At 38.5% G+C, this 12,046-nt stretch carries 9 protein-coding genes; 7 read left to right on the top strand and 2 right to left on the bottom strand.

Features of this window, described 5'->3' with window-relative positions; genetic code table 11:
* Positions 1–42: 42 nt before the first annotated feature.
* The 7 genes from glmM (at position 43) to glmS (ending at position 9,522) form a co-directional block, all read left to right on the top strand.
* A complete protein-coding gene (gene glmM / locus IGI58_RS02940; RefSeq protein ID WP_429954518.1) occupies positions 43–1,398 on the top strand; it encodes a phosphoglucosamine mutase in 1,356 nt (451 codons plus the stop codon).
* Positions 1,399–1,630: 232 nt separating this feature from the next.
* Complete coding sequence (locus tag IGI58_RS02935; RefSeq protein WP_225534208.1) at positions 1,631–2,488, top strand: SAM hydrolase/SAM-dependent halogenase family protein; 858 nt, start codon at positions 1,631–1,633, stop codon at positions 2,486–2,488.
* Between the two features lie 11 nt (positions 2,489–2,499).
* Positions 2,500–3,051, top strand: coding sequence for an ECF-type riboflavin transporter substrate-binding protein (locus tag IGI58_RS02930; protein WP_087641134.1), 552 nt, complete (start codon positions 2,500–2,502; stop codon positions 3,049–3,051).
* 96 nt (positions 3,052–3,147) lie between these two features.
* Positions 3,148–4,857, top strand: coding sequence for an ABC transporter ATP-binding protein (locus IGI58_RS02925; RefSeq protein ID WP_429954519.1), 1,710 nt, complete (start codon positions 3,148–3,150; stop codon positions 4,855–4,857).
* The gene (locus IGI58_RS02920) at positions 4,854–5,684 is read left to right on the top strand and encodes an energy-coupling factor transporter transmembrane component T family protein (RefSeq protein WP_429954520.1); all 831 of its coding nucleotides are present in this window, start codon (positions 4,854–4,856) and stop codon (positions 5,682–5,684) included. Before IGI58_RS02925 ends, IGI58_RS02920 begins: the two co-directional genes overlap by 4 nt.
* Positions 5,685–5,717: 33 nt before the next feature.
* On the top strand, positions 5,718–7,268 hold the full coding sequence (locus IGI58_RS02915; RefSeq protein ID WP_429954521.1) for a glycosyl hydrolase family 28-related protein: 1,551 nt from the start codon (positions 5,718–5,720) through the stop codon (positions 7,266–7,268).
* 442 nt (positions 7,269–7,710) lie between these two features.
* Positions 7,711–9,522 carry a glutamine--fructose-6-phosphate transaminase (isomerizing) gene (glmS, locus tag IGI58_RS02910; RefSeq protein WP_429954522.1) on the top strand — a complete coding sequence of 604 codons (1,812 nt, stop codon included), beginning with the start codon at positions 7,711–7,713 and terminating at the stop codon, positions 9,520–9,522.
* Positions 9,523–9,751: 229 nt separating this feature from the next.
* On the opposite strand, the gene IGI58_RS02905 is transcribed toward glmS, so the two are convergent.
* Both IGI58_RS02905 and IGI58_RS02900 read right to left on the bottom strand, forming a co-directional pair.
* Positions 9,752–11,251 (bottom strand): sensor histidine kinase, encoded by a 1,500-nt coding sequence (locus IGI58_RS02905; protein ID WP_429954524.1) that lies wholly within the window; start codon positions 11,249–11,251, stop codon positions 9,752–9,754.
* The gene (locus IGI58_RS02900; protein WP_429954525.1) at positions 11,241–11,939 is read right to left on the bottom strand and encodes a response regulator transcription factor; all 699 of its coding nucleotides are present in this window, start codon (positions 11,937–11,939) and stop codon (positions 11,241–11,243) included. Before IGI58_RS02900 ends, IGI58_RS02905 begins: the two co-directional genes overlap by 11 nt.
* Between the last annotated feature and the right edge of the window lie 107 nt (positions 11,940–12,046).

Raw genomic sequence — 12,046 nt, 5'->3', positions numbered from 1 at the left:
AAAAGAATAAACAGACCTTTATAGAGTAGAAGGAGAGTTAAGATGGGTAAATATTTTGGAACAGATGGTGTTCGAGGAATTGCAAATAAAGAATTGACACCAGAATTAGCGTTTAAATTGGGCCGCTTTGGCGGATATGTACTTAGTCAGCATGAAGATTCTACACGTCGTCCAAGAGTATTGGTTGGTCGCGATACACGTATTTCCGGACAATTATTGGAACAAGCGCTGATTGCTGGATTGTTGTCAGTAGGAATTGAAGTATTCCAATTAGGCGTCATCTCAACACCAGGTGTTGCTTATCTAACAAGACTGCAAAAAGCATCTGCTGGAGTCATGATTTCTGCTTCTCATAATCCTGCTGAGGATAATGGAATCAAGTTCTTTGGTTCAGATGGCTTTAAGTTAGTCGATGATCAAGAGTTGGAAATCGAAGCATTACTTGATGCACAAGAAGATACATTGCCTCGACCTTCTGCAGAAGGTCTGGGTTCGTTAGATGAATTTCCAGAAGGCTTATTGAAATATTCACAATTTCTAGTTCAAACGATTCCGGGCGATTTATCAGGAATCACTGTTTGTATCGATGCTGCCAATGGAGCGACTGTAACTTCAGTTAACCGTTTATTTGCAGATTTAGAAACAGAGTTCTTTACTATGGGGACTAGTCCAAATGGCTTGAATATCAATGATGGTGTTGGTTCAACACATCCCGAAAAACTAGCGGAAATGGTTGTTGAAAAAAATGCGGATGTAGGTTTAGCATTTGATGGTGATGGTGACCGCATTATTGCAGTGGATGAGCTTGGGAACATCATTGATGGAGACAAGATCATGTTTATCTGTGCAAAATATTTGGCAGAAAAAAATCGTTTGAAAAAAGATACGATCGTAACCACTGTGATGAGTAATTTAGGTTTCCGTAAAGCCGTTGAGGCTGCCGGAATGAAAGATGTCATCACACAAGTTGGTGACCGCTATGTTGTAGAAGAAATGCGTAAAAACGACTATAATTTTGGCGGCGAACAATCAGGACATATGATCTTCTTAGATTACAATACAACAGGAGATGGAATGCTTTCTGGGATTCAATTATTGAACGTCATGAAACAAACAGGGAAAAAATTATCTGAACTAGCAGCAGAAGTGACTGTTTATCCACAAAAATTAGTAAATATCCGTGTGACAGATAAACATGGCGCGATGGATGTACCTGCAATCAAAGCAATCGTTGAACAGATGGAACAAGAAATGAATGGTGACGGACGTATTTTAGTTCGGCCATCTGGAACTGAACCACTACTACGTGTGATGGCTGAAGCACCAACACAAGAAAAAGTAGATTATTATGTGGATCAGATCGCTGACGTTGTGAAAGCTGAAATCGGTGTAGAATAGTTAGATAGAAACAATAAAAAAGAGGCAAAGTGATAACAACTCAAGTTATTATTTTGTCTTTTTTATGACTTAAAAAACGAATGATTATTTAGATTTCAGGCAGATCGTTCGATAATTTCGTTGACAGATTTGGGATAAAAAGGTAGTATTATTTGAGAATTGATAGACTGATTAGATCTATTTTTTCAATGCAACAGTTATTTGTGATTTTAGACATGAAAGGGGTAATGAGATGGGGAAATATTTAGTTTTACAAACAGATTTTGGTCTTGGTGATGGTGCAGTTAGTGCGATGTATGGTGTGGCACATATGGTCAGCGATGAAATCACCATTGAAGATTTGACCCACGAGATTCCCCCATATGATATTTGGGCAGCTTCTTATCGGTTGTATCAAACAGTCAAATACTGGCCGAAAGGAACTGTTTTTGTTTCGGTGGTCGATCCAGGTGTCGGCAGCGCCCGCAGAAGTATCGTTGCGAAAACAAGTTCAGGACATTACATCATCACACCGGATAATGGCTCGTTAACACACATTTTACACTATCAAGGAATCGAAGAAATTCGTGCAATCGATGAAGTAACTAGTCGCTTACCACACTCAGAAGAAAGTCATACATTTCATGGTAGAGATATCTATGCGTATAATGGTGCGCGTCTCGCTAGTAGTGAGATCTCTTTTGAAGAATTAGGCAGTGTTGTTGATACAGCTTCGATCACCACGTTGCCATTGATCGAAGCAACACAAAATGAGCATATATTAGAAGGCAGTATCGATGTACTGGACATTCGTTTTGGATCGCTGTGGACGAATATTCCTTTAGCATTTCTAAAGGAAGCAACAATCAGTCATGGAGATCAGCTGCAAGTGACGATCTATCATAAAAAGAAAAAAGTGTATCAAAATATTATGAAATTTGCAAAATCATTTGCAGATGTCAATATCGGGGAGCCTTTGGTGTATGTCAACTCATTGGTCAATATCGGAGTAGCTGTTAACCAAGATTCATTTTCGAAGTTATATCATATTGGAACTGGGACAGACTGGACGATCCAATTGAGAAAAGCACCAAAGATTATTTTTGAATAGGAGTGAACAAAATGAAAAAAGATTTTTCAGTAAAAACGATCGTAGCAATTGGTATCGGTTCAGCTGTTTTTGTTATTTTGGGACGTTTTGTAGTGATTCCAACAGGTTTTCCAAATACGAACCTTGAGACTGCCTATCCGTTTTTAGCATTGATTTCAGCTATTTTTGGACCAGTAGCAGGTGGGCTGATCGGATTGATCGGACACACATTGAAGGATTTCACAACTTACGGCAGTGCTTGGTGGAGCTGGATCGTTTGCTCAGGGATCATTGGTGTTATCTATGGTTTTGCAGGAAGAAAGATCGATCTACAGCATGGCGAATTCACGAAAAGAGACATTATTCATTTTAATATATATCAAGTAGTTGGAAATGCTGTAGTTTGGGGATTAATCGCTCCGACATTAGATGTTTTGATCTACAGTGAGCCTGCTAGTAAAGTTTATACACAAGGTGTTATTGCAGTAGTCCTAAATATCATTGCTGTTGGAATTATCGGTACATTGTTGATGGCAGCTTATGCTGCAACTCGAACAAAAAAAGGGAGTTTAACAAAAGATTAGTTATGTAGTAAAATAGAAATGAAGGACAAGAAAAAACGGCTATTTAGCTAATCGTCTTTTCTTGTCTTTTTTACATAGAAAAAAGGAGCGGCATCCATGAAAAAACCACTGATCACGTTTGATAACTTCAGCTTCCAGTATCATAGCCAAGCTGAACCTACATTACATACTATCGATTTAACAATTTATGAGGGAGAAAAAGTCTTGATCTTAGGGCCCAGCGGTAGCGGGAAATCGACATTTGCCCAGTGTATCAATGGCTTGATTCCATACAGCTATGAAGGAGAAATTACTGGAAGTGTGAAGATCAATGAGAAAGAATTGACTCAAACAAGTTTATTTGAGTTATCATTTGATGTCGGAACTGTCCTTCAGGATACAGATGGTCAATTTATCGGGTTGACTGTGGGCGAAGATGTGGCTTTTGCACTAGAAAATGATGCAGTCTCGCAAGAAACGATGAAACAAGAAGTCAAGAAATGGACAGAAGTGGTTGAAATCAGTGATTTTTTACATCATCGACCACAGGATTTATCCGGCGGACAAAAGCAGCGGGTATCGATGGCAGGGGTTTTGATCAATGAAGCGCCGATCTTATTATTTGATGAGCCTTTGGCAAATCTTGATCCCAAAGCTGGAAAAGAGACGATTGCATTGATCGATGATCTTCATAAAAAAGTCAAGACCACGGTCGTTATCATTGAGCATCGATTAGAAGATGTCCTATATCGTTCAGTAGATCGTGTGATCGTTTTTGATGATGGACGGATCGTCGCTGATTTGCCGGCAGATGAACTTCTGAAAACAAATATCCTTATAGAAAAAGGAATTCGTGAGCCGCTGTATGTAACAGCAATGAAATATGCTGGTGTAGATCTGACCACTGTCGAACATTTATCAGATAATGAGAAGGTTCAAGCCCCTCAATTAAAAGAACAAATGGAAAATTGGATGAAAGAGCAATCACAGGAATCTGAACAAAAGAAAACAGAACCGCTGTTGACGTTAGAAAATATAACGTATCAATATCAAAAAAATGGCCGTTTAGTGCTAGACGATGTTTCGGTGACGATCAATAAAGGGGAAATGTTTAGTATCGTTGGGAAAAATGGTGCTGGGAAATCCACATTGAGTAAAGCTATTTGCGGTTTTATTACACCTCAAACTGGAAAGATGCATTGGCAGAATGAAGACTTTATGCAATTTTCGATCAAAGAACGGGCAGATAAAATTGGTTTTGTCATGCAAAATCCAAATCAGATGATTTCTAAAAAGATGGTTTTTGAAGAAGTTGCGTTAGGATTAGTATTAAAAGGGTTGCCAGAAGCTGAAATCAATCAGCAGGTTGAAAAAGTTTTAAAAATCTGTGGACTATATTCATTTCGAAAATGGCCGATATCAGCACTTAGCTTTGGTCAGAAAAAACGAGTGACGATCGCATCGATTTTAGTTTTAGAACCAGAAATGATCATTTTAGATGAACCAACAGCAGGGCAAGATTTTAAGCATTATACAGAAATGATGAGCTTCTTGAAAAAGCTGAACCACATGGGCATGACTATCGCGATGATTACGCATGATATGCATCTGATGTTAGAATATACCGAACGTACATTGGTGTTGTCTGATGGGAAGATACTTGCAGATACGACCCCTATCAACGTATTGACAAATGTTCAATTAGTAGAGCAGGCCTCGTTGAAAGAGACGAGTTTGTTTACCTTTGCTAAGCATCTAAAGTTAGCTGATCCATTTTTATTTACCAAAAATTTTATGACATATGATCAGGAGGTCCGTTTTACATGAATGAACATCAAATGCTAGGGTATATTCCTGATGATACAGTGGTTCATAAAATAAACGGTACGGCAAAATTGATTTTCTTGATTTTGTTGTCCGTAGCGTGCATGACAACCTATGATACGCGTTTTTTACTTGGGATGACGGTATTTTCACTCATTTTATTCAAATTTTCGCATATCAAATGGCATCAAATTTCCTTTGTCGTTAAGTTTATTTTTGTTTTTTCATTACTCAATATTATTGCGGTGTATCTATTTTCTCCAGAATATGGTGTTGAGCTTTATGGCTCTAAAACATTGATTTGGAAAGGATTTGGACGCTTTACGATCACGCAGGAGCAATTATTTTATGAGTTCAATTTAGTCTTAAAATATTTTTGTACGATTCCGCTTGTTCTGATTTTTCTTTTGACGACAAATCCGAGTGAATTTGCCTCTAGTTTAAATCGAATCGGAGTTAGTTATAAAATCAGTTACGCAGTTGCCTTAGCGATTCGCTACATTCCAGATATCCAGGAAGATTTTATCAATATTTCATTAGCGCAGCAGGCGCGTGGTTTTGAGATGTCTAAAAAAGGCAAATTGAGCCAACGGTTGAAAGGGACAGCACAAATCGTTTTCCCTTTGATCTTATCCAGTTTAGATCGAATTGAAACCATTAGTACAGCGATGGAATTACGCCGCTTTGGTGAAAAGAAAAAAAGAACTTGGTATGCGCAACAACCGTTTCATTTCGCTGATATTGTTGTAATCGGGTTGGCGCTGATCCTGACAGCTTTAAGTTTTGCTTTATTTAAGGTTAATGGGGGAAGATTTTATAACCCTTTTTAATAAAATTGCTAATGGGAGAAAGGACGTATTTTTTTGTCTAATAAGTTCAAAATGAAAGATTGGTTGTTCATTTATTTTTTTGTTGGGAGCTTTGTTTTTTTAAGTAGTGTTTGTTTAAGCCGTCCAGTGTGGGCACAGGAGAGTAGTTTAGAATTTGTTCAAGAAGAGAGTTTAGATGCTACAGACAGTGCTATTTTTGGCGAGGATGCATTGAGTGCGGATACTCCAGTAGATCAATCTGAAAAATTGAACAAGTGTTTAGAAGTGGCGACTGCAAAGAATCGCTGGCTGTACTTGCCTGAAGGTGAGTATATCATCAATAAAACGATTCCTTTGTACAGCGATGTCAGAATTAGTGGTGACCCTGCTGGTACAACAATCCTCAAAAATGAAACGAATACAGAAGTTGGATTTGAATGTCCGAAAAATCAGTACCCGAATCGACAAAATATAGCTATTACAAATTTATTTTTAGATGATATTTCTATTTATACTCAATTAGTAGACCAACTACGTATCGAAAATAATGTTTTTTATCATCCTTCAAGCAAATTTATGGTAAGTGTCAACAAAACTAATGGTGCTAAAATCAACAACAATATTTTTTTGAGAGATCAAAACCATATTGGAACCGCAAGAGATTGGGGTCGAACAATCTATATAGGCGGTTATGCGACAGCTAGTCGCTATCAATGGACGGAAAATGTCGAGATCAATAATAATCTATTTGGAGTAAAGTTGAATGAGCTGGATGCAGTAAAAGAATTCAGTCCAAAATCAACGAATCAAACGATTCAACGATTACAAAGTGCCATTCTTAAAAAAGAAGTTGTTTTGGCTAATGAACAATATTTTATCGTTACCGGAATCAATTCATTTAATAATTTGAAGAAGACGGCGATTGAGAATAATTTATTTTACTCATGCCACGATGACTATGGCTTAGATGTCATAGGACAAGACCACGCCATTTATTTAAGAGGAGCACAAGATATTTACTTTGCAAATAACCATTTGAGAGGCTGGCATAATGGTCCCGCTGGAGGAATCAAATTTAAGTCTGGTCGAAACATTACGATCGTCAATAATTATTTAAGAAATACAGGAATGATTTTTTACGCAACAGCAGAATATGGGTTAGGAGAAACTCTTTCTGATGGAAAAATCTCTGAGCTTTCTCATATTTTTGTAGCAAATAATATTTTTGATTGGAAAAAATGGGACGGTTATTACTCATATGGTGTAGAGTATCATAGTGAAAATGTTGCAGATCCGCTTATGCATGATTTGGTTTTCATCGATAATGCTTATATTCACTTTAATAATATCCCAGCTAATCGTCGAATCGGCTTCACAAAAGTTATGGGTGATGGTTTTCCAGCGGAAAGTACCTATATTCGAAACACACGAGATGACACTGAGGATCAAGTGTTAGGTGTTCAATACTGGACACCAGAAGATTATGAAAAGATGCCAACGGATTGGCGGGAAATGACGACAGCTGAGGCCTATGATTATTATTTAAGAAAACAATCTGTTCCGATACCGATCCAAGATATTTTGACCGTTGGGACCAGTGAATAAATCATAATTTTGTATATGATTGGTATACATAGATTCCTTTTTCGTAAAGGTTTTTGTGTATACCAATTTTCTTTTTATAATTAAAAGTTGACAGGGACATTCGTTTAGATATATTATTAATGCAGTTTCTATTGGAATATATTTAAGGAGGATAGTTAGACCAATATAGGAATAGCGCCAGGCCTGTTGTTTCAGGTGACGAGGAGAGAGCTTATCGAAACATTCGGCGGATAGCTCTAGGGGCTGCACTCTACAAGCTGGAAATAAAAAATAATTGCAAAATTATAACAAAGATTCAGCTAAGCAGAATAGAAACATATAATGATCGATCAAAAATAGTCTAATCATCACAGAAAATGAGACAAACAGGAACTCATTGATGTCCTATCGACTGTTTTTTGATCATGACCTAAGACAAATGAGAAAGTAGGAAATAGACATTATGTGTGGAATTGTGGGAATTGTCGGAAAAGAAAATGCAACGGATATTTTAGTTCAAGGACTAGAGAAGTTAGAATATAGAGGATATGATTCAGCTGGGATTTTTGTCACAGGAGTAAATGAGCAGGATCACCTAGTGAAATCACTTGGTCGAATCGCTGATCTTCGTGCTCGAATCGGCCAGGAAGTTCAAGGCACCGTTGGAATCGGTCATACGCGCTGGGCGACTCATGGTAAGCCAAGTGAGCGGAATGCTCATCCTCATACAGCTGGGGATCATCAATTTATTTTGGTGCATAATGGTGTGATCGAAAATTTTGAAGAAATCAAACAGGAATTTCTTCAAGGAGAACAACTGGCTGGTGAAACAGACACAGAAATCGTTGTCCATTTAATCGCTCATTTTTCAAAAGAAACACCAAATACAAAAGAAGCGTTTAAAAAGGCATTGGCTGTTATTAAAGGCTCTTATGCTTTTGCGTTGATCAACAAAAATGACCCAGAGACGATTTATGTCGCAAAGAATAAAAGCCCGCTATTGATCGGTTTAGGAGAAGACTTCAACGTAATCTGCAGTGATGCTATGGCGATGCTTAGCCAAACCAATCGCTTTGTAGAAATTGCTGATGGCGAGTTAGTCACGGTCAAAGCAGATAAAATCGAGATCGAAGATGAAACAGGAACGATCGTTTGTCGTGATTCTTATGAAGCTCAATTGGATTTAAGTGATATTGAAAAAGGAACCTATCCTTATTACATGTTAAAAGAAATTGATGATCAACCGGCTGTTATGCGCAGGATCATTCTGGAGTATACTGATCAAGTCGGCAGAACAACGATCGATCAAACGATCATTGAAAAAATCACGGAAAGCGACCGTGTCTATATCGTTGCTTGCGGGACTAGTTATCATGCTGGTTGGATCGGGAAAACGATCATTGAAAAGGTTGCGGGCATCCCAGTAGAAGTTCATTTGTCGAGCGAATTTAGTTACAATATGCCATTGCTTTCAGACAAGCCGTTCTTTATCTTTTTAAGTCAAAGTGGGGAAACAGCTGATAGTCGGCAAGTATTGGTTCAAATCAATGATTTAGGTTTTCCATCCTTAACACTCACAAATGTTCCAGGGTCTACGCTGTCTAGAGAGGCTATGTATACCTTACTGCTACATGCAGGTCCTGAGATCGCTGTTGCATCTACTAAAGCTTATACAGCTCAAATCGCAGTTTTAGCGGTACTTGCTAAAGCGATCGGCGATAAGAAAGCAAGTCCCGTTTCAAAAGCTTTTGATGTCGCGCATGAGCTAAGTGTGATTGCGTCCGTGATGGAAACGATCATCGATGATAAAATTACGATCAGCCAGTTAGTAGAAGACTATTTAGCTGTTACAAGAAATGCTTTTTATATTGGTCGCGGTACGGACTATTATGTTTCAATGGAAGCGGCACTAAAATTAAAAGAAATTTCTTATATTCAGGCAGAAGGCTTTGCTGCGGGTGAATTAAAGCATGGGACGATCGCATTGATTGAAGAAGGAACCCCTGTTTTTGGTGTGATTACAGACGAGAAAACAGCTGCTCATACGAGAGGGAATTTGAAAGAAGTCGAAAGCCGCGGAGCACATAATTTTGTGATCTCTTTAGCTTCGTTAGCTAAGGAGACAGATCAAGTGATTTTACCGGATGTCCATCCATTACTGACTTCTTTAGTCAGCATTGTTCCGACGCAATTGATTGCCTATTTTGCTACGTTACAAAGAGGATATGATGTTGATAAACCGCGTAATTTAGCAAAGAGCGTAACTGTGGAATAAGTGGTCTGAGACAGAAGTGTTTAATCCCGAGAAATAAGAAAGAATTCACGAAAATTGTTTTCCAAATTTTTGTGAATTCTTTCTTATTTCCGACCTTCAAAGCTTAGGGCTTTAGCCCTTAGCATTTGATGAGATCGGAGTGCAACGTAGTGGGATTGCTTCTGTTCTCACCGTTTATCCGGATTACAGGTGTCTGGGATTTGACTCGCAGAGTTTTGCCCCAGCTACTTTATTTTAATGGAATCTTTAAATAAAATGTTGTTCCTGCTTCTGTTGTGCTGTGAACACTTAGTTTAAATTGGTGACGGTCCGCGATTTCTTTGGCGATAGCTAAACCTAACCCAGTTCCATCAAACTGCTGTTTCGATTGCGAACGATGAAAACGGGTGAAAATCTGTTCCTGTTCTTTTTGAGAAATCACTGGGCCAAAATTATGGATACTGAGCATCAATGAATCTTTTTTGCGTTCGGTGTCGACGGTGATCGTTGTTTGAGCAGGTGCAAACTTAAGAGCGTTTTCAATTAAAATGATCAAGAGCTGGCGAATACGGCCATAGTCTCCTTGAATGATCACGGGTTGATCTAAGATTGTTTTAAGTGTCAGAGTTTGTTCTTTCTCAGCCGCTTTCATTCGTAGGCTGCGTAAGCTGTCTGATAATACATCATTGATCGGTACAGCTTCCATCGTGATCGAGAATTCAGGATTTTCTAAACGGGACAACTCGAGTAGATCGTTGATCAATCGCTCTAAGACAATGGCTTCGTTCAATAATTGCTGATGATACTCGTTTACTTTTTCTGGCTGTGTGACAAGACCATCGGCTAATGATTCAAGTGAGCCGCGAATAACGGTTACAGGTGTGCGTAATTCATGTGAAACAGTAGATAAAAAATCTTTTTGAGCCTGCTCCCTGTTTTCCCGCTGATTTTTAGCAGTTAAGAGGCGTTCTCGTAAGATGTTCAATTTTTCTCCAAGCTGACCGATTTCATCTTTTTCTGAGATTATCAATGGCTTTTGATATGTTTCGATCACTAACTCATCTGTAAAAGCACTCATCTTGTTGATCGGTGCGATGAATTTTTTTGAAAGGATGACAGAAAGCGAGAGACCGATGATCCATGCGATCAAGATACTGGCTAAAAGCAGCATATAGCCTTTTCTTTCTTCTTTATGCACGCTTGATACAGCAGAATGGAGTAGGACGACGGCCAGCACATTACCGTTTGTATCTTTGATTGGTTCGCCCACTGTTACAGTTGGTTCTCCAATAAAATTACTAAAAGCATTACTAGTTGCCGTTTTTCCTGCATAGACCTGCTGAATGACTTTTTGTGCGTCTTCAGGCAGCGCACTGTATTCTTTTTGATGCATCCCATGTCCCACTGTGATCGTTTGGGCATGTTCATCTACGATCCAAAGATCATCCATGGCCAATTGATCCATGAATTTGATAAAAGAAGCGTAATGCATATCCATTTTCATGGAAGAACCAGATCCCATCATCCCGTGCATAGATGAATTATTGTCATTCTCTGCATAGACTTGCTCAGAAAAATAGTCACTTAAATTGTCTGCGATCACCGCAGCACGGCGAGTCATTTCTTCTGTATGGATCGTAATGGTCTGCTTTGAGAACAAGAAACGAAAGGCAAAACCGATCACAAGAGAAAACAGTAGTAGTGTCAACGAGAAATATAGAACAAGCTTTTTTGTTAGTTTATTTTTCATTTTTTCCCTCGAATTTATAGCCTTGGCCCCAAACTGTTGCAATTTCCCACTGTGGATGGGGCACTTCATCCAGTTTTGCTCTCAAACGTTTGATATGTGTATCGACTGTTCTAGCGTCACCATAATAATCGATGCCCCAAAGGCTATCCAACAAATTATCCCGTGAGAAAACTTTTTCCCGGTGAGATAAAAGCAGCCAGAGCAGTTCTAATTCTCTTTTGGTCAACAGAATTTCCTTTTGCTCAATAGTGACTTTCTTTTCATCTAGATAAAGAGCGAGGTTATCATAGGTCAAATAGGCCATCGATTGTTGGTTTTCTTCTGTTCGTTCGATACGACGTAAAATTGCTCGTATCCTAGCCATGACTTCACTTGGAGAAAATGGTTTGACGATGTAATCATCCGCACCGATATCCAACCCCATGATACGGTGATAGTCCTCTCCTTTGGCAGTGATCATGATGATCGGGACATTAGACGTTTCACGGATTTTTTTACAGACCTCAAATCCATCGAGAACTGGAAGCATCACGTCCAGTAAAATCAACTCGATCGTATGTTCATAAAAGGCATTTAGTGCTTCTTGTCCATTAGAAACTACCACTGGCGTGAACCCCTCTTTTAAAACATATGCTTTTAACACTTCAGTGATTTGCTGATGATCATCTACGATCAAAATTTTTTTCATAATGTTTCCTCCTGCTTCTTCTTTCTATTATAGTCAATAATCAAGGAATTGGGGGAATTTTTTTCGACACATATTCGACACAATTACTAGTTAGACTGAATAAAAAT

The organism is Enterococcus sp. AZ020 (assembly GCF_050499205.1).
In the GTDB taxonomy this organism is placed as follows: Bacteria; Bacillota; Bacilli; order Lactobacillales; family Enterococcaceae; genus Enterococcus_L; species Enterococcus_L dunnyi.
The sequence above is the reverse complement of the archived record's forward strand: the minus strand, read 5'-3'. Positions and strand labels throughout refer to the sequence as shown.